This window comes from Chitinophaga sp. LS1, from assembly GCF_034274695.1.
GTDB lineage: Bacteria > Bacteroidota > Bacteroidia > Chitinophagales > Chitinophagaceae > Chitinophaga.
On record NZ_CP128362.1, the window covers coordinates 419,245 to 438,215 of the forward strand.

14 protein-coding genes are annotated in these 18,971 nt (G+C 44.3%); 1 reads left to right on the top strand and 13 read right to left on the bottom strand.

Translation table 11 applies throughout. The features are described 5' to 3' along the window. Nucleotides 1-4: 4 nt before the first annotated feature. The 7 genes from QQL36_RS01775 to QQL36_RS01805 all read right to left on the bottom strand — a co-directional run bounded on the left by QQL36_RS01775 (nt 5) and on the right by QQL36_RS01805 (nt 10,527). Nucleotides 5-1,300 (bottom strand): M20/M25/M40 family metallo-hydrolase, encoded by a 1,296-nt coding sequence (locus QQL36_RS01775; RefSeq protein ID WP_321568690.1) that lies wholly within the window; start codon nt 1,298-1,300, stop codon nt 5-7. A gap of 3 nt (nt 1,301-1,303) precedes the next feature. Beyond that, on the bottom strand, nt 1,304-1,921 hold the full coding sequence (locus tag QQL36_RS01780; protein ID WP_083720300.1) for a hypothetical protein: 618 nt from the start codon (nt 1,919-1,921) through the stop codon (nt 1,304-1,306). 26 nt (nt 1,922-1,947) lie between these two features. Next, nucleotides 1,948-3,531 (bottom strand): SusD/RagB family nutrient-binding outer membrane lipoprotein, encoded by a 1,584-nt coding sequence (locus QQL36_RS01785; protein ID WP_083720346.1) that lies wholly within the window; start codon nt 3,529-3,531, stop codon nt 1,948-1,950. 10 nt (nt 3,532-3,541) lie between these two features. Next, nucleotides 3,542-7,084 (bottom strand): SusC/RagA family TonB-linked outer membrane protein, encoded by a 3,543-nt coding sequence (locus QQL36_RS01790; RefSeq protein ID WP_321568691.1) that lies wholly within the window; start codon nt 7,082-7,084, stop codon nt 3,542-3,544. Nucleotides 7,085-7,290: 206 nt separating this feature from the next. Next, nucleotides 7,291-8,211 carry a FecR family protein gene (locus QQL36_RS01795; RefSeq protein WP_083720298.1) on the bottom strand — a complete coding sequence of 307 codons (921 nt, stop codon included), beginning with the start codon at nt 8,209-8,211 and terminating at the stop codon, nt 7,291-7,293. A 68-nt stretch (nt 8,212-8,279) separates the two neighbouring features. Further along, nucleotides 8,280-8,852, bottom strand: a complete 573-nt coding sequence (locus QQL36_RS01800) for an RNA polymerase sigma-70 factor (RefSeq protein WP_321570532.1) — start codon at nt 8,850-8,852, stop codon at nt 8,280-8,282. Between the two features lie 160 nt (nt 8,853-9,012). Then, nucleotides 9,013-10,527, bottom strand: coding sequence for a hypothetical protein (locus tag QQL36_RS01805; protein ID WP_321568692.1), 1,515 nt, complete (start codon nt 10,525-10,527; stop codon nt 9,013-9,015). Nucleotides 10,528-10,712: 185 nt separating this feature from the next. Between QQL36_RS01805 and QQL36_RS01810 the strand changes: the two genes are divergently transcribed. After that, nucleotides 10,713-11,633, top strand: coding sequence for a TIGR01777 family oxidoreductase (locus QQL36_RS01810; protein ID WP_321568693.1), 921 nt, complete (start codon nt 10,713-10,715; stop codon nt 11,631-11,633). Here QQL36_RS01810 and QQL36_RS01815 read toward each other — a convergent pair. The 6 genes from QQL36_RS01815 to QQL36_RS01840 form a co-directional block, all read right to left on the bottom strand. After that, on the bottom strand, nt 11,623-12,864 hold the full coding sequence (locus tag QQL36_RS01815; RefSeq protein WP_083720294.1) for an anthranilate synthase component I family protein: 1,242 nt from the start codon (nt 12,862-12,864) through the stop codon (nt 11,623-11,625). The genes QQL36_RS01810 and QQL36_RS01815 overlap by 11 nt on opposite strands. Before the next feature lie 72 nt (nt 12,865-12,936). Next, nucleotides 12,937-13,398, bottom strand: a complete 462-nt coding sequence (locus QQL36_RS01820; protein WP_083720293.1) for a hypothetical protein — start codon at nt 13,396-13,398, stop codon at nt 12,937-12,939. Between the two features lie 108 nt (nt 13,399-13,506). Further along, entirely contained in the window at nt 13,507-14,796 is a 1,290-nt protein-coding gene (locus QQL36_RS01825; RefSeq protein ID WP_083720292.1) for an adenylosuccinate synthase, read from the bottom strand. Between the two features lie 122 nt (nt 14,797-14,918). Beyond that, on the bottom strand, nt 14,919-17,171 hold the full coding sequence (locus QQL36_RS01830; protein ID WP_083720291.1) for a RelA/SpoT family protein: 2,253 nt from the start codon (nt 17,169-17,171) through the stop codon (nt 14,919-14,921). 136 nt (nt 17,172-17,307) lie between these two features. Continuing rightward, on the bottom strand, nt 17,308-18,024 hold the full coding sequence (locus QQL36_RS01835) for a 2'-5' RNA ligase family protein (protein WP_083720290.1): 717 nt from the start codon (nt 18,022-18,024) through the stop codon (nt 17,308-17,310). A gap of 144 nt (nt 18,025-18,168) precedes the next feature. Next, nucleotides 18,169-18,870, bottom strand: a complete 702-nt coding sequence (locus QQL36_RS01840; RefSeq protein WP_083720289.1) for a response regulator transcription factor — start codon at nt 18,868-18,870, stop codon at nt 18,169-18,171. Nucleotides 18,871-18,971: the final 101 nt, after the last annotated feature.

The following is an 18,971-nucleotide window of genomic DNA, read 5'->3' on the forward strand; positions in this document are numbered from 1 at the left end:
TTTGTTATTTTGCTATACCGGCTTCCGCCAATAAGATCAATAGAGCCTGCTGGATGCCCTTATATCCTTTATCATTCACCCACCATTCAGGGAGTGCATGTGCATTGCCGCCTATACCACCGGAACCAATGGTAATGGCGGGTACGCCTTTGGATATAGGAATATTGGAATTCGTAGAACCTACCCTCAGTGAAGGTGTGTCTCCCATATAAGTTACGACGGCCATCATGTGCTGTATCAATAGCTGTGTAGTATCACCCACACCTGATGGACGATCGCCGATCAGTTTCATGTCGACGGTGAGATCGACACCTGATTTCTTCATTTTATTCTCTTCTGCCAGTGCGCGGGCCACGGCTGCGTGCAATAATTTATCACAGTTATCCACACGTTCCGGACTTTCTGATCGCATATCCACCTCCATCCATGATTCAAATGGAATAGAGTTCACCGATGTACCACCACCTATCACACCTACATTGTAAGTAAGTCGTAAACCGGGTGCCTGTGTGAGTGAATCAGCAGCTACACACCAGTAGGCAATGGCACGACCCAGTGCATTGTGTGGGTTACCCAACCCAAAAGAACCGGAGGAATGACCACCCGGACCTTTGAAAGTAACACGATACCGATGCGAGCCTAAACCTCTGTGTGTAATGCTTTCGCTATTCCAGCCATCTATGGCGATGTAACTATCTATCTTTCCGGGACCTTTGTCGCTGAACAGGTTCTTTACACCTCTCAGATCACCCTGTCCTTCTTCACCCACAGTGCCGATGAATAGCACATTGGCACTGGTTTCAATACCCGTCTTTTCCATAGCGGTCAATACCGTCAGTACAACGGACAATGCCCTTGTATCATCAGCAATACCCGGTGCTGCCAGCGTATCGCCCCTATGTTTGACTTTAGTATCGGTGCCTTCAGGGAATACGGTATCCATATGGCCTTCGAGTACCACCGTCTTCTTACCATCTTTGCCTTTGCGCAGTGCAATTACATTCCCCACATTATCTATCCACACACTATCCGCACCCGCTGCTTTCAGCATAGAGGCATATTGCTTCGCCCTCACCTCCTCCTGGTAGGGAGGTGCAGGTATTTCTGTCAGTAAGATGTGATTAGCCATCGTCTGTGGTTCCATCTCCACAATCGTCTGAAAGGCTTTTTTCACCGATGGTTTCTCTGCAAGCGATTTGATTTCGGTTACGTATTTCTTATCTGCCACGCCTTTGCGGTCCTGTGCATACATACTCATCACCGTATGCAACAGTGCAGCTGTCAATATTATTTTTCTCATTACTTACTGGTTTTTAAATCTTACTCCAACCCGACAGTCACCCGGTTCGCCACGGGATTCATCACAGATATTATTATAGAAGGTGACCACCCTCCTGCCATCGGACAGGTTTACAATGAATTTGAAAAGAAAATAATCGTTGACAGCCACTGCACTAAGGTCAACATTATTTAGTGCTGCTAATTCCGCTGCTGTGAAGTTAAAAGTTTTTGGGAATTCTGTAACAGTTTCGTACAAATGGTCATTCGTACCTACGATACTGGGCAGCGGAAACTGTGCTATATTGGTATATTGGTTACCTGGCGAAGAGATCACCAAAGGATAAGCGGGCACACTACTCTCTGCTTTGTTGTAACTGTTGTATACTTCAATAGAAGTGACCGTTACCTTATTGAACCCTGCCCATTCCAAAGTAAATGAAAACTGCTGCGTTGCCAGGTCAGCATCCTTCTTGTTGAAGAAAACGACCTTCCCTGCCTGACGGGTAGCCAATGCAGATTTGGTGGTATCTATGGTTACAATCGGCACCCCCGTATATTGATAATCTTCCCACTCATAGTGTGCTTTCTTACAGGCACCCACACAGATCATTAGTATTGAAAGAATGAATATTGGCTTCATAAATAATAATTTGGTTGATAAGTATCTTATTTATCCCAGAACACCGGCGTAATTTGCTGCGCCACCTGCAGACTGCTCACATCATCCCCCAGACTGGTGTTGGCACTCAGCTCTGTTTGTGAATAATACAGCCGCAGCGGGAAAGTATTGAGTGGCGACAATGGCGTGCGCAATACAGGTAATGCTGTTCTGCGGTAATCATTATATGTCTCCATGCCATTGCCATAAGTCGCTATGTATTTTTGTGTCATCACCAGCGATAACTTACCCGCATCATCCGCAGCATCATAGGCTGCTAATTGCTTGTTCACATAACCTGTGATGGTTGCGGTTGACATCGTTACGCCTCCTCTTGTAGAGCTGAAGGTGCTCACACTATTCAGATTTGCCGTGATACCATCTGCAAAATTCTGACGGGCATCATCACCTGTACCCAGCGTGAGTGAAGCTTCTGCACGGATAAATTTCACCATGGCATTTGTAATCAATGGTATGATACCTGATCCTGTACCATCTGTAGAAGCCACCACTTTTACACTACCTGTAGCATCGGTATTGGTCAGGTACACATTCGTTGATGGAAGATTATTGATAGGAGTCGCATCGTACAAACCACCAGCCGGATAGATCCCAAATGTAGAACGACGATTCAGATCCGCAGGTGCAGCCGTACCATCACCAGGATTACGCCCGTAATACCCATTGCTGTTTGTAGAGTTATTCAACCCAGCAGTAGCATTTTGCCTGAAGATAAAATAACGCAACCTTGGATCATCGTTATTAAATAGCAGGTCAATAAACGCCTGGTTCATATAAAACGTCTTGCTGGATTGATACTCTGAACGATGCCATGGATGCCTGTTGTTCGGGTTCTGCAAAGGACCGAACTTGAATGTATAATCCAGGGTATTGCTATTGATCAAAGTAGAATCTGTCACCAACGCCTTGATAGCAGTGGCAGAACGGGTAGCATCCACTAACCTGATCTGATTGTACAATTTCAATTGCAGAGAGTGCGCCATCGCCAGCCAGGAAGTCTTTGTTCCACTGTACATCATATCTGCTGATGCAGGTACCAGTGTAGTAGTGGTCACTTTATTCGCATCGGCAATCGCATCCTGTATCAGCGTGAGTACGCTTTCATAAATATCGGCTCCCTTATCAAATGCAGGACTTACATTGGTTTGTCCATTCTCTGCTTCGGAGTAAGGAATATCTCCCCACATATCCACCATCAGACTCACCAGATAAGCCTTTTCAAGCTTCGCAATAGCTACATATCCCCAGTCGTTTTCCGTTGTTCCACTAGTAATGATCGCTTCCAGGTCATTCAACGTCTGGCTGTAAAAACCATCCCATGGCTCATCAAAACTGGTGCCCTGCTGTTGGTAACGGCCCAGATCTGAAGAGAAGACAGTATGTTGTATAAACGTTTCCGTACCACTATTCAGCTCATACATGTTGGCTGCCATCGACACTTCGGTAGACGGTAGCAACAGGGAGCGCTGTGCAGTGGTCGGGTTATTCGGGTCTGTATTGATATCTACAAACTTCTTACAGGAACAAAGCCCTGCTATGAGAAAAGTATATAAAAGCGTTTTTGACTGCATAATCATACAATTAGAATGAGCACCTTAAATTGACACCAAATCTTTTAGTAGTAGGAACTGAGAGGTTATCATACCCCTGTGAGTTACCTACACCCAAAGAACTTACCTCAGGATCGAAATTGCTGTACTTAGGGAAGTTAGGCGCATTGTACCACAGGTTACGACCTGTTACTGAAATGCTGGCAGAGCCGAAAGGTGTTTTACCCAGGAAGCTCTTAGGCAGTTCATATGCAAGCCCTATTTCTCTTAATCTGAACACCGTCGCATCAAAGATGGAACCTTCCATCACACCACCAGGCCCCATACCACCGTTAAAGAAGTGGTCTTCGTAAGACATGGCCACATTGTTTTTGATCTTATTCCCATTCTCATCCCGCAGGGCGGTGAGGGTATTTGCATCACCCAGTACCCCCGGTGATACTAGCTGGAATTCACGCTTCTCTGTATCACGTGTCACACCACGCGACATCATCTGACCCACCGTATTGGAGTACATCTGTCCTCCCTGTTTCCAGTCGAACTGAATATTCAGCGAGATGTTTTTAAAGCGGAAGGTGTTCGTAATCCCCACGATGAAATCAGGATTCGGATTACCAATAGCTTTCAGTGCACCAGATACCAATGGTTTACCTGTACTAGGATCTATCAGTATATTGTTCTCATCATCACGTGCATAAGCTGTACCCTGTATCAAACCATATGGATTACCTACTATGTGCACACTGCTTGTACCACTCGTACCACCATAACTGAACTTCTCATAACCACCCAGGTCTTTGATCATATTCCTGTTACGGGTAAAGTTGGCATTGATATCCCAGTTGAAACCATTCTTCTTCTGGATCGGCGATGCATTGAAACCAATTTCCACTCCCTTATTAGTCGCCTCACCCAGGTTTAGGATCTGCGTGGTATAACCAGAAGATGGCGCAGCTGTTACTTCAAAGATCTGTGAAGTACTACGCTTGTTGTAGAATGTGAAATCAATACCAATGCGGTTATTGAAGAATTGTAACTCTGTACCCACTTCCAGTTCTGTAATGAACTCTGGCTTCAGGTTCGCATTCGTAAGCAGGTTGGACTGTGTTACAATATTATAAGTACTACCACCAGCAGGTGTGAATGGCAAACCTACATTTGAAGGAGTGGATGCACCACCAAGAATAGCATTGATCTGGTAGAAAGCGGCCGTTTGATAAGGCGAAGCCTCGTTACCTACACGGGTATAACCGGCTCTTACCTTACCAAAGTTCAACACATCTTTAGGTACCTGAAAAGCTTCCGTGAACACCAGTGATCCATTCACACCACCATAAAAGTAACTACGGTTGTTAGCAGGCAGCGTAGAAGAGATATCGTTACGGCCTACAAGATTCAGGGATAAATAGTTCTTATAATCGAAGGTGATATCCGTGAAGAATGCATAATACCTTTGCTTCAGCAGGTTCCTGTTATTCGTAAGTTGTACACCTGTGATGGAACTGGTATTGTTAATATCATGGAGGTCTGCCACGATGATATTATCGCCATAAAATGCTTTCCTGTCAGTAAAACGCTGGTTCACGTTATTACCCAAAATCGCACGAACAGATATATCGGAAGTTACAGAATGAGTGGCTGTTAATAATAAGGTGTTATCCAGTTCCTGTCTGTAGATATTATCAGTAGTGATACTACCTGCGGAGTAAGAAGATGAACCCTTCCCTCTCACGCTCATTCTACGATCAGTATACGCATTGAAACCGATTGTATTTTGAACGTTGAGCCAGGTGAACGGATCGAAACCAACAATCAGGTTACCATAATACCTGTCTACATCACTGGTATTCGGGCTGTGTTTTACAGACCAGTAAGGGTTATCCACACCTGTATAATCATACACATTACTACCATCAATAGGGTTTTCATAGGGATAGCGGGTGAGGTCATAACTTGTAGGCACATACATCAGTGTTGACATGATAGACCCTGTAAGACCACCTACTGGCGGGGTCTTCTGGCGGGTGGTTACATAGTTAATGGAACCACTTGCATAGAATTTATTTTCAAGTTTGATATTACCACCGATATTCACAGAAGTACGTTTGATTTCATTTTCAGGCACCACCCCTTTGTTATCAGTGTTAGAAAAACCAGCTGTAAAGTTGCCTCTTTCTGTACCTGATGAAATAGAAATTGCATTCTCAAATACATTCCCGGTACGGAAAAAGTTCTTCGCATTTTGTGTCGCATAAGAACGGTAAGGCACCTGTATCGGTGTAGTACCATCTGCTTCATAAAACTCAGGAAACACGGCCGAAGTAAACTGCCTGGTTAGCTGATGCGGAATAGTAGAGCGGGTAGGCAACATGCTTTCCACTCCTTCAAAAGGTTGTCCCCAGGAAGCATATACCCCCTGACGATAATCATTATTAGTACCCTGACCATATTTAGTCTGATATTCTGGTAAACCAGCTACCTGTTCAAAAGAATAGCCGGCATTATAAGTGATCTCTGTTCCTTTGCGCGTTTTCTTCTTACCTGCTTTTGTAGTAATGATGATCGCACCATTCGCAGCTCTCGAACCATACAACGCAGCAGCAGCAGCACCTTTCAGCACTGTCATACTTTGTATATTATTCGGATCCAGGTCAAAGGCGCGGTTGGTTACCCCCACACCACCTACCGTAGATGCACCTACACTTGCAAACGTACTGTTATCAAAAGGCACCCCATCTACTACAAAGAGTGGCTGGTTATTTCCATTCAGCGAAGAGTTACCACGAATAGTGATATTGGTACCACCACCCGCTACACCACCTGCTGATTGAATATTCACACCTGCTACTTTACCTTGCAGGGCACGCACCGGATCAGGTTCTGATTTCTGTGCTAACTTATCTGAAGAGACAGTACTTACTGAATACCCCAGGCTGTTCTTTTGACGGGCAATCCCGGCTGCGGTTACCACTACATCATGCAGTTGTTTTACCGCTGCTTTCAGTTGAATTGTACTGGCATCTCCCACAGGTATTTCCATCACATGATACCCGATAGCAGTCACTACCAGTATAGCCCCTGATCTTACTTTCAGTGTGAAAGAGCCATCACCGCCGGAAGTGACACCGTTGTTGGTTCCTTTTTCCACAATGGTAGTACCAGGAAAAGGTTCGCCGTTTTCACTCAACACCTTTCCCCTGATGACGGTATCCGCTGCTATTATTGGAGTTGCGGGAATAACATTTTGTTCACTGCAATCTTTTAAAATAATAAAACCGTCATTCACTACGTACTTAATATCCAGCTGTCCCAATACCTTATTGAGTACGCTACCTAATTCCTCATCCTTTGCCCGGGCGCTTACTTTCGTGTCCATGGCAATGTGATTGGAGCTGTACACAAATTTTACATTAGTTTTATTTTTGATCTGGCTGAGCACATTGCGCAGACTTACATCATCCGCCTGTAGCGAGATCTTTTTATTTAGAATACTCTGGGCATAGACCATCTTCCCGCAGAGACAGACGAGCAGCGTCATCCGCAGGCCTCTGGTGATAAAAGCTTTTACACTCATAGACGAATTACTTTGTAGATTTCTGGTTGATTAAGGCAAAGCATTCCCTGACCACGTCAGCGCGTAGTGCATGCAGGGGCATCTTTTTTTTTAAAACAGGGATTACATCCTGTACTGTTGAAGTTGTAGTATTAGTGAAGCTACTGTCATAGGCAATTGTTTTTTTGTGTGATACTTCCTGATCCTGGTTGATAGTTCATGACGACTTATTTTTTTGGTTGCATTGTTACAGTCTTCCCTTTGATTGTCACCTCCAGGTTGAGTGCCTGACTAATCATCTCCATCGTTGTGTTTAAAGACTGGTCTGTCAAATCTGCTGTGAACAGACTGTTGGCGATAGCAGTGTCGCCGGTTTGTATATCTATTTCAAATTTCTTTTCTATACGTTGAATCACATCTTCCATGCTGGCATCATTGAATGCCATGTCGTATTCTGTTCCTTTTGTCAATTCATGTACTGCTTCTCTGGTGGCGTGACCTTTCGTCACAGTGGCCTGTGCTTCTGAATACACGGCGTTTTCATGTTCAATTAATATGTTTTCACCATTGAGAGATACAGCACCGGTGAGCACAGAGATGGCTACTTGCTGCCCGGTTTTCTTTATATTAAAACTTGTCCCTAATACTTTGGTAGTAAGCGATCCGCAATAAATGAGGAAAGGATGATTGGCATCTTTCGTTACTTCAAACAGGGCTTCTCCATCTAATGTTACCGCTCTTTCCGGGCCACCAAATTTTACGGGAAACACCAGTTTGCTTTCTCCTTTTAACCACACAATAGTGCCATCAGATAAGATCTGTTTTGTAATCTTACCTTCCACACTGGTAGCATAGGTTTTACGATGTGGTGCTACCAGGTTAAGCAAAGTCGTTTTGAAAATATACCCTGCTACAATCAGTAAAGCCACTGCAGCAGCAACTTTGAATAAATAAAATACAGGTCGTTTGTGTTCAATACGTTGCTGCAATCGCCTGAACGTCGCATCTTTTGAAGCCTGCAACTCCTCGGGCGACAAACTGTCGAATGCCGTTTTATCTTCCATTGCATCCAGCCATGCTTCCAGCTGCTCATTTGGCTGACCGGCGGTATATTGATCGAGAATATGTTTGAAATCCTTACTATTCATCAAACCTGTTTTCTATATAGTAAGTAAACTGAGAGAGGGCAAACACCCAATGACAATCAAAATATTTTTTAAAACAGCCAGAAATATTCCCTGAAGGCGATACGCAGGTGCTTCAAGGCCCTTGTCAGGTGGTTTTCCACAGTCTTGTGCGAAATGTTTAGGGTAGTGGCTATATCCTGTATAGACCGGTGCTCATTCCGGCTCATGCGATATACCTGCTGGCATTTTTCAGGAAGGCGCGATACTTCCTTTTCTACGGCATTCAACAGGTCTGTATATTCTATATATTGTTCATTACTATGGTCGGCACCCACAAATTGTGCATAACTGCTGGCATAAGCTCTCCGTACCTTGTCCGCCTTCATATAATTAAACAGCTGGTATTTGACGGCGGTAAATAAATAAGCATTGAGTGAATGGGTGAGCGTCAATTCTGCGCGGCGGTTCCAGAGAGAAAAAAATACTTCCTGAATAATCTCTTCGGTCACTTCCCTAGATTTCAACCTGTTGTACACATAGGCAAATAACCGGGGCCAATATTCATTGTATATAACTTCGTACGCATCCTGATCGTCCTTTATTAATAGGGCAATACTATCAGCTTCACTGTATGTATTTGTTTTTTTAATAATATTGACAATTTTGGCTGAAAGAAGTAGTTGATACTATAAACAAACAAAAAAAAATCAATAATTCATAGCCATTTAGGTATTTTTTTAGGTATTTGACAAAATTTTTCAATAAAAAATCCCCTTCTGTTTATTGACGGAAGGGGATTTTTTGTACTATAATTACAAAATATCAGAAATCTACTTTAGCAAAACAAATGTAACTTCTATACACACAAGGTACCAACACCGTCCTTCCACTAATCTGCTTACCATACCTTGGCATCCAGGTAAATCCTTTATCCAAATTTCTCAGGGTTGGTTTGGTTGAGGTAGTGCCATCCGGCTCAACGCCTTTATCAGTCACCATAAAATCTCTTCTGTTCAGTTCATTGTACAGGAAGCGCAATTCACTACCGATATTCACCATCAGGTAAGACAGGTTTAAATCTGACCCGTCGTCGAACTGACTCTTGTCGATAATATTGCTCCACAGCAGGTTGCCCTCATCATCCACTGACATCACAGCGATGTTGTCATAGTGGTACCTGTTCCCCATATTATAGTTATTATACCATGGGTTGTAATACCATGGAGAATATGGAGAATAATAGTAAGGCGTATACATACCATAAGGACCATACATGTAATTCCATCTGTTCCATGGCTGGTTGTTCCGGGAGGTCGTATAGAAAGATTCTGCGGTCAGAATGAATCCACCATTTTTGGTGTTGATGATCTTTCTGATGAAGTAATCATTGAAAGCAGCGTTGGTAGAAGATTCTCCCTTCGCCCTGCTTTTCATTTCCGGTGCAAACACCACTTCTTTTTCATATAACAGGGTCTTGGCAGCGTAGTCGTACTTACTTACATACAAACCTTCCACATTGCCCCGTTTCTGCCTGTAATAAAAAGAAGTGACCAGTGCTTTGTGCGTGTTGTTATCAATCTTCATCTTCACTTCATCCAGCAGGGTCGTTTTCAGTTCCATGGGCACGGTTTCAAAACTATCCACTGCTGCACGTTTGATAACGAGATGACCACTTACAATATAATCCCTGTTATTCGTCCGTTCCAGTTTATTGAAAAGGAGGTCGCCTTCATTGGTCAGGGTGAAGTTGCTGAGGAAACTTCTCTTTGACTCCATGGGCAGCGACAACCTGCTGTTGTTCATAAAATGGAACGCACTATCGTACAGGAAGGTGTAAAATACGTTGTCGCTTTCTTTGTCCTGGTTGATTTTGTAGACCAGGATTTTGCTTTTGTCTTCAGAATATTCTACAGAATATACCTTGTTATTTTCCTTGGCATAGTAGCCAATACGGGTAGAATCGACCATTACCGGGGCGTCGTTAAACTTCCCATCCCCGTTCATAGTAGCACAGAAGCTGTACACAGCGTCTTTACGCTGGAACTGGTATAACATATAAACTTTGTCGGCATAATTGATAAAGTCGACACTGATCAGTTTTTTAGGAAGAAAGTCCAGCTTTACCCTGTCTTTGAGTTGCATAGCATTGTCGTACACAGACACTACGTAATCGCCCCTGTCACTCTTATAGACCAGAATATTGCCTGAAACACGCCCGATAATCTCGAATTCGGTGCTTTTGTAATCATCCTTTTCTGGTTCCGTATAAGTGATCTTTTGAGCCATTACCGCCCCACTCCACAAAAACAGTAAAGCATAGAGATATAATATGCGCATGCTGATTTATTTAAAAAATTGCAGTTTTAGGATATAGATTTAACGGTAAACGACTGGAATTCATTGTATCCCCTGCATACCGGTTACACTAAAATAAGGAATTACGGATTACCAACGCCAAAACCGTGATTAACGGCACCCGGCACCTTAATTGATATAAATAAACTGTATTTTTGAAATTAACTATGGACACGGTCTTAATTACAGGTGGAACGGGCCTCGTAGGCCGGGCACTCACCAGATTGCTTACAGAAGTTGGATATAAAGTCATTATCCTGAGCAGAAAAACAGCGCTCCCCGCAGAAAACGGGTTGGTTACCTATGCACATTGGGACGTACAACGTCAGACTATTGATGAAACTGCCCTTTCCCAGGCAGATTACATCGTTCACCTCGCAGGTGCTAACGTAGCTGATAAACGGTGGACTGCAGCCCGCAAAAAAGAGATCCTTGACAGCCGTACCCAGAGTGCAGAGCTACTTTTCAATGCCCTCTCCCGCACCCCAAACAAGGTAAAGAAAGTGATCAGTGCCTCTGCTACCGGCTACTATGGCCCGTATACAGGTGGTGAACCCTTTACCGAAAATGATCCTCCTATCGACGATTACCTGAGCACTACCTGCGTAGCCTGGGAAAATGCCGTACTGAAAATGCAATCCCTGCAAAAAAAAGTACTCATCTTCCGCACGGGTATCGCACTCAGCCCCGAAGGCGGTGCACTCAAGGAATTCTATAAACCTCTCAAAGCAGGTTTTGCCACCATCCTCGGCAATGGAGAGCAAATGGTACCCTGGATTCACATTCATGACCTGGTCAGGTTATACCTGAGTGGTATTGTGAACCCCGATTTGCAAGGTATCTATAACGCTGTGGCGCCTAATCCGGTGAGGCACAAAGACCTCGTAATGGCGCTGGCACAAGTGTCCAGGGGTAAAAGCTTTATCCCTGTATACGTACCTGCATTCGCCCTGAAACTGGCTTTAGGTGAAATGAGTATGGAAGTATTGAAAAGTGTGAGCGTATCGGCAGCTAAGATCATGAGAACAGGGTTCGTCTTCTCTTATCCTGATATCAGGAGTGCATTGGAAAATTTCTTTAAGCGGTAATAATCTTTTTCATGGCAGCAGCTTTGAGCAGGCATTCTTCCCATTCCTGTTCCGCACTGGCATAATAAGTTATGGCAGATCCTGTCTGAAAGGACAGGTATCTGTTTCCTGCATTGTACAGGATACTCCTGATCACTACATTGAAATCAAAATCCCCATCCGGGGTAATATATCCCACTGCACCGGAGTACAATCCTCTCTTTGATTGTTCATATTCCTCAATCAGTTCCAGTACACGTTTTTTAGGTGCTCCAGTCATAGAGCCCATGGGGAACGCCTGTCTGATGGGTTCCGTGAGTGGCAGGTTCGGGTCAGGCATAGCCGTAACCGTCGATATCATGTGGTGTACCTGCGCAAATGAGTAAATACCAAAGAGTTCTGCTACCTGCACAGTACCTTGCAGCGCAGTATGCGAGAGGTCATTCCGCACCAGGTCTACCACCATTACATTTTCTGCCCGTTCCTTGCTGTTATGCAGTAATTCCAGTCTGCGCTCTTTATCTTTTAGCACATCGCCATCTCTTTTAATGGTGCCTTTGATAGGCTGAGAGATGAGTAAAGGGCCTTTTTTCTGGAGAAAACGCTCCGGACTTGAGCAAACCAGGTATTGATCGTCAAAGTGATAATAAGCCGAAAATGGGGCGGGAGAAAGTTGGTTCAGTCGTTTGAACAGTTCAATGGGTGCAGCATCTGTATCGCGGATAAAATTCTCTCTGCAAAAATTCACTTCATAACAATCTCCTCTATGGATATGTTCCTGCAGGGCACGTACTGAATTTATATACTGTTCACGATCCATGTGTGCCGTAATCTCAGTATTAGACACAGCCTTGGTCACCGTGTGCACTTCAGTGTGCTGCACGGCGTCAAATATCGTTGCTGCTGCCTCCTGATCCATGTTCCATCCTCCAATACTGACTTCCTTTCCTTTCAGCAATAAGACAGTTTCCGGCCTGAAAAAGAACAGGTCGGGCAATTGTAAGCCGTCGGCATTTCCGGAAGTCATTCCATGAAATACTTCGTTCTTGAGGTCATATCCCAGGTGGCCAAAGAGCCAGTCGGATTGCGTGTCGTAAAATTGCTGCAGTTGTGAAAAGGCAGTGCCGGCATTGCAGGTGAGAGTAGAGATAGCGCCAGCAGCCAATATAGCTTCGTACCGGTGGTAAGCAGACGAATAATGATTGTTGTCTAAAAAACAACAGATGTTGCACTGGTTGCCCCAATTCAACATCTGTTGTTTAAATAACGTTTGATCATTAACCGGGAAATGGTGAAATATCCTGATAATGCTGATTTTTAGTGCTTAAAAATCGTCGTCGTCATCGTCAAAGCCACCTCTGTCGTTAAACAGACCCATGTCTTTGAATTCATCGTCGATGCCGAGATCGTCATCGTCATCTACACTTTTCTTTCCAGGACGGCCACGTTTGCTCTTAGCTTTAGGCATGTCAAACTCTTCGAAGTCAGGATCGTAATCCTCATCTTCGGCTTTTCCCCAATTATCATCATCATCGTCGTCGCCCAAATCATCATCATCCTCTTCCAGGTCGTCATCATCGTCATCGTCAGATTTACGTTTTGATTTTGAGGCCGGCTTATCTGATTTTTTAGAAGCAGCAGACTTACGGGGAGTTTCCTCCTCATCCTCATCATCTTCGTCCTCCTCTTCCTTCTTGGGCTTACTAGCAGCTTTAGGCGTTGCTTTAGTAGTCTTTGGAGAACTCGTCTTTTTGGTCTCTTTTTCGTTATCAGATTTTGATTTCATAATAGGTTCACTTAAGTCTTTAGCGTATTACTTTAGCGTAAAGTTTTAACAGTTTTTTTGATTAGCCAAATTTTTTTTGCCGTTTTTTTTTTGTAAATTATTGGTATTTTACTGTGGCAGTATTTGGTCTCTTCCAGGCCCGTTGGACACATATTTCACAGGAACGCCCAGGTAAGTTTCAACAGCTTTTACAAAGGTCTTCATCTCGGCTGGTAATTCACTGAAGGTATTGCTCTTCGCCGCAGTCTCATCGCTCCAACCTTTATATTTTTCCCAGATTGGCGTTACATCCAGATCATTGATCTGGAAAGGCATCGCTTTCGTCTGCTTTCCATCTATTTCATATGCGGTACAAGCGTACACTTCTTCAAATACATCGAGTACGTCACTCTTGGTCATTACCAGTTGGGTTACGCCACTCAGCATACAGGTATAGTTTAGTGCTACCAGGTCAATCCAGCCACAACGACGTGGACGGCCAGTAGTTGCGCCAAATTCATTACCTTCTTTACGCAGTTTTTCGCCTACGGCATCGTGCAGTTCTGTAGGGAATGGACCACTACCTACACGGGTACAATATGCTTTTGTTACACCGATCACTTCTTTTACCCATGACGGAGCGATACCTAAACCGCTACATACACCGGCGCTGATAGTGTTAGATGAAGTTACGAAAGGATACGTTCCAAAATCCACATCCAGCATACTTCCTTGTGCACCTTCTGCCAATACTTTTTTACCAGCTTTCAGGTAGTCATTCAGGAAATACTCACCATTTACTATGTTCATTCCTCTCAGGAATTCAACAGCCTGGAAGAATTCAGCTTCCCACTCAGCAATATCGTTCGCAATTTCAGCCTTTACTTCAGCAGCGAAATCATAACCCGCCAGCAGGTGCTCATGCTTTGCCTTCAGTTTCGCATAGCGCTCCTGGAAGTCAGCACGCATTACATCTCCTACTCTCAAACCGTTACGGCCTGTTTTATCCATATAGGCAGGACCGATCCCTTTCAGGGTAGAACCGATTTTATCCGCACCTTTCGATATTTCTGAAGCCTTGTCCAGTGCTCTGTGAGTGGGCACAATCACGTGCGTTCTCTCTGCTATAAACAGGTTTGCCTTCAGATCTACGCCTAATGCAGTGATCTTATCACATTCCTTCTTGAAAGTGACAGGGTCTAATACGACCCCGTTTCCAATCAGGTTGATGATGTTTTTGTGAAACACGCCGGAGGGGATCGTGTGCAATACTACTTTCTGACCGTCGATATATAAAGTGTGACCAGCGTTTGGACCACCCTGAAAGCGGGCAATGATATCATAATTGCCTGCAAAATAATCCACAATCTTTCCCTTGCCTTCGTCGCCCCACTGCAGGCCCAGCAAAACATCTACCATAAGAATTGATATTGATTTTAAAAAGAAGTGGCAAAATTACGGGGAAAAAGGAATAATTACAATTATACCTCGTTGTCAATTGACAAAAAAAAGGGTTGCCTGGCGGCAACCCCATAAATAGTTTACTCGTCTTCCAGCCGGTTTACGGACTGAATACCATCCAGCTTACCCAAACGCAGGAACAACTCATCCAGCTCCTCCTTGTCGTGCACAAACACCTTTATCAACCCCTCAAACAGGCCTTCCTTGGACTCGATCGTCAACCCTGCTATATTTATTTTTAATTCGCCGGAAATAATATTAGTAATCTTGTGAATCACCCCTACATCATCCATTCCTACCAGGCGCAGACCGGTCAGGAAGGAGATCTCCCTGTTCTTCACCCACTTGGTCTTTACAACCCTGTGACCGTAATTAGCCAGCAACTGGGCGGCATTCGGACAGTTCGTACGGTGTATTTTCAATCCTTCACTGGCAGTAATGAACCCAAATACATCGTCTCCCGGAATCGGACGACAACAATTGGCCAGTTTGTAGGCAATCTTGTCAGAACTTTCACCAAATATAATCAGCTCCGCATCCTTCTTGGAAGGCAACTGGTGCTTGATGTGGTCTTCGGCTATGTGCTCCGGTGACTTAACCGGTACCGGCTTAGGTGCATCCAGCTTATCGCCCAATATATTGAACTGTTTCAATTCTTTCAGGTCAATATTCTTCACCGCGATCTGATAATACAGATCTAGTGGAGAAGGTTGCTTATAGAATTGTACCAGTTCATTAATATTATGTTGACTGGCAGATACTTTCAGGTGATCCAGTTTCCGCTCCAGCACATCCTTACCATCCATGGCTATCTTACGCTTCTCTTCCTTCAGAGCGTCCTTAATCTTGGACTTAGCCTTGGCGGTCAGTACGTAGTTCAGCCAGTCTTCAGAAGGCTTTTGCTTATTGGAAGTAATGATTTCCACCTGGTCCCCGCTGCGCAGTTTATGGCTGAGTGGTACCAGTTTGTAATTCACCTTGGCGCCTATACATTTATTACCTACCGCACTGTGAATAGCGTAGGCAAAGTCAAGCGCCGTGGAGTTGACCGGCATGATCTTGAGATCCCCTTTAGGAGTATATACATAGATCTCTTCTGTGAACAGGTTGCTCTTGAAGTCGGCCAGAAAATCCAGGGTATTGGAATCAGGGTTGTTCAGGATCTCACGGATCTGGTTGAACCACTGATCGAATTTGTTTTCGGTATCCTGCTTCTGGTTACTACCTTCTTTGTAGCGCCAGTGGGCAGCCAGACCTTTTTCGGCGTAGTCGTTCATACGCTTGGTCCTGATCTGGACTTCCACCCATTTACCGGCTGGGCCCATTACAGTTACGTGCAGGGCTTCGTATCCATTGGATTTAGGATTACTCAGCCAGTCGCGGGTACGCTCAGGACTGGGGTGGTAAAAGTCGGTGATGATGGAATACACTTTCCAGCAATCAGACTTTTCCTTATCCACAGGGGAGTCCATGATAATACGGATCGCAAAGAGGTCGTACACTTCCTCGAAAGTGATGCCTTTCTTCTTGATCTTATTCCATATAGAGTGAATGGATTTAGGTCTCCCGAATATTTCGAAAGTTAATCCCTCTTCCTGGAGAACTTCTTTGATTGGTTTGATGAACTCGTTGATATACCGGGTACGCTCACGCTTGGTCTCCTTCAGTTTACGGGCTATTTCACGATAGGTCTGCTGTTCCGTATACTTCATGGAAAGGTCTTCCATCTCGGACTTGATATCGTACATACCGAGACGGTGAGCCAGCGGAGAGTAAATAAAGACGGTTTCTGATGCGATTTTCAGCTGTTTTTCACGACTCATGCTATCCAGGGTACGCATGTTGTGAAGGCGGTCTGCCAATTTGATCAGAATAACACGGGGGTCATCTGCCAGGGTGAGCAGTATCTTCTTAAAGTTTTCCGCCTGTGCGGTACTGGTACTGGAATCGACCACGATCGATATTTTGGTAAGACCGTCTACGATGTGAGCGATCTCCGGACCAAAAGCCCGTTCTATATCTTCCAGTGTCACTTCTGTATCTTCTACAGTGTCGTGCAGGAGCGCACAGATAGCAGAGCGAACACCTAATCCTATTTCATCCACACAGATCTGTGCTACAGCCAGGGGATGGAATATATAGGGCTCACCTGATTTACGTCGCATTTCCTTGTGAGCATCTGCTGCCATTTCGAAGGCAGTACGTACCAGCTCGCGATCACCTTTCTTTAGTCGCGGTTTTAAGGCGCGTAGTAAAGCACGGTAATGACGAACAATTTCTTTTTTTTCCTGTTCCTCGTCGAGGTTATATGTTTTGACTGCCACTGTATCCATCTGGACTAAAGTTACAATTTTCTTGCATAAGAACCATAGTCCCAAATCCCACGGTAGTGCTATCTTTTATAATGGGTTACAGCGTCTGCTCCCCTACCTGAAAGGGTCATTTGGTTGATTTTTATTTAGAAAGAAATTATTCTCCCCCCAATTTACATTTGTGCAATACTTCCCAGGAAGTGCCGGTATGTCTCAAAAGATACAGGTTATTGACCCTGAAGGCGGCATGGAATTCTTTTTCCTCGTATTCCAGCCGGGCCAATTCAAAAGCCCCTTCCGCTATATCATTCAGTGCCAATGAGATGTGTGGATTAAACCCATATTTAGCCAGCATATTACTGAACCCGAAGTCCTTTCTCAGCAGCAAAATTAATTGCTTATGCAGGTGCATAATAGGGGCAGTCTTCACTACATTGATAAAGATGAGTCTTCTGTTCTCAAGAGCAACAGCGCCAAAACCATCCAACTGGATGTCGAAAGGGGTCATGGCCGATGCAAAATCCGTCAATCCCTCGCAAAAGTCCTTTTCCAGCACGGGATCGGCTGTGAACGGTACTTGTATGGTAATGTACGGTAATACCTTCAATGCTTTGCGGGCATCATAGAAGTCTGCAAATTCCTGCTTCATTCTGATAATTTCCTTGCCCACTGCGGCATTAGGTAATAAAGCAATAAAATAGATCTTACTTTCCTTCTTTGGCTTTTTAGGGCGTGATGGTTTGCGGGGATTAACCTCCCTTCCCTGTGAGTGGCCGTTCCGGCGGCGATCATTGTTCTGTTGCTCATATCGTGGTTGTCCATGCCCGAACTTACCGCCGTTTACCAGCCCGGGCCCTTTTCTTTCATAGTGCATTGTGTACAGTTAGTGGATGGTGATGGGGTTCTATTGCCTGAATCCTTGCTTTGTAATATGATTGTGCTCTCTTTTATAAAATTTATTCGTCCGGATATTATATTCCTGCCTGATTCTGACAGACGTACTCCCTTAATATTGTGATTAGTCTTTTGGTATGTTTAGCCGGATGCCCACATTGTGCAACGTCTCTAAATCGATGCCCGGTTCCATCTTAAAATGCTTGCGTAGTCGGGTGATGAATACATCCATACTTCGGCTGGAGAAGAAACTACTGTTGCCCCAAACTTTCAATAATATTTCATCACGCTTGACCAGCTTATTGCTATTTTCCACCAGGTACTTCAACACTTTCGCCTCTTTTTTGGTCAGTGCTGCGATGGTTTCTCCATCTTCCTTGGTGAGTTCTTTTTCGTCGTAATTAAAACGCACATGCCCGATGCGGTAAATGCCATCCCCCGGTATTTCCTTGGGCAATGTCCTGCGCAAAAATACCCGGATGCGCATCACCAGTTCCCGCATGCTAAACGGCTTTATGATATAATCGTCTCCCCCGATCCGGAAACCGTGCAATCGATCTTCGTCCAGTGAACGCGAAGAAATAAATATAATAGGAATCATCCCATTCCGCTTTCGAATGTCCTGCGCGAGCGAAAAACCATCCCTCTTAGGCATGACCACATCTAATATGACCAGATCAAAATCATCTCTCTGAAATTTTTTCCAGGCTACCTCCCCATCAAAGCAATGCACCACATGATAACCCGCCTGTTCCAGATGTTTTTTAACTACATTTCCGTAGTGATAATCGTCTTCTGCAAGAAGGATCGATACATTACTCTCCATAAGTAAAAGTTTTCCCCGTTACAATTTAGGTCGTTAACAAAACTGCTTGTACCCTTTTTCTACTTCCAAATTTTTACAATATTGCTGAATTAACTTTTGAA

What these genes read in the sequence shown, in the direction of transcription:
- QQL36_RS01775 (WP_321568690.1), bottom strand. Translation starts at nt 1,300, where the DNA reads ATGAGAAAAATAATATTGACAGCTGCACTGTTGCATACGGTGATGAGT.
- QQL36_RS01840 (WP_083720289.1), bottom strand. Translation starts at nt 18,870, where the DNA reads ATGGAGAGTAATGTATCGATCCTTCTTGCAGAAGACGATTATCACTAC.
- QQL36_RS01825 (WP_083720292.1), bottom strand. Translation starts at nt 14,796, where the DNA reads ATGGTAGATGTTTTGCTGGGCCTGCAGTGGGGCGACGAAGGCAAGGGA.
- QQL36_RS01820 (WP_083720293.1), bottom strand. Translation starts at nt 13,398, where the DNA reads ATGAAATCAAAATCTGATAACGAAAAAGAGACCAAAAAGACGAGTTCT.
- QQL36_RS01805 (WP_321568692.1), bottom strand. Translation starts at nt 10,527, where the DNA reads ATGCGCATATTATATCTCTATGCTTTACTGTTTTTGTGGAGTGGGGCG.
- QQL36_RS01810 (WP_321568693.1), top strand. Translation starts at nt 10,713, where the DNA reads ATGGACACGGTCTTAATTACAGGTGGAACGGGCCTCGTAGGCCGGGCA.
- QQL36_RS01835 (WP_083720290.1), bottom strand. Translation starts at nt 18,024, where the DNA reads ATGCACTATGAAAGAAAAGGGCCCGGGCTGGTAAACGGCGGTAAGTTC.
- QQL36_RS01830 (WP_083720291.1), bottom strand. Translation starts at nt 17,171, where the DNA reads ATGGATACAGTGGCAGTCAAAACATATAACCTCGACGAGGAACAGGAA.
- QQL36_RS01815 (WP_083720294.1), bottom strand. Translation starts at nt 12,864, where the DNA reads ATGTTGAATTGGGGCAACCAGTGCAACATCTGTTGTTTTTTAGACAAC.
- QQL36_RS01780 (WP_083720300.1), bottom strand. Translation starts at nt 1,921, where the DNA reads ATGAAGCCAATATTCATTCTTTCAATACTAATGATCTGTGTGGGTGCC.
- QQL36_RS01785 (WP_083720346.1), bottom strand. Translation starts at nt 3,531, where the DNA reads ATGCAGTCAAAAACGCTTTTATATACTTTTCTCATAGCAGGGCTTTGT.
- QQL36_RS01795 (WP_083720298.1), bottom strand. Translation starts at nt 8,211, where the DNA reads ATGAATAGTAAGGATTTCAAACATATTCTCGATCAATATACCGCCGGT.
- QQL36_RS01790 (WP_321568691.1), bottom strand. Translation starts at nt 7,084, where the DNA reads ATGAGTGTAAAAGCTTTTATCACCAGAGGCCTGCGGATGACGCTGCTC.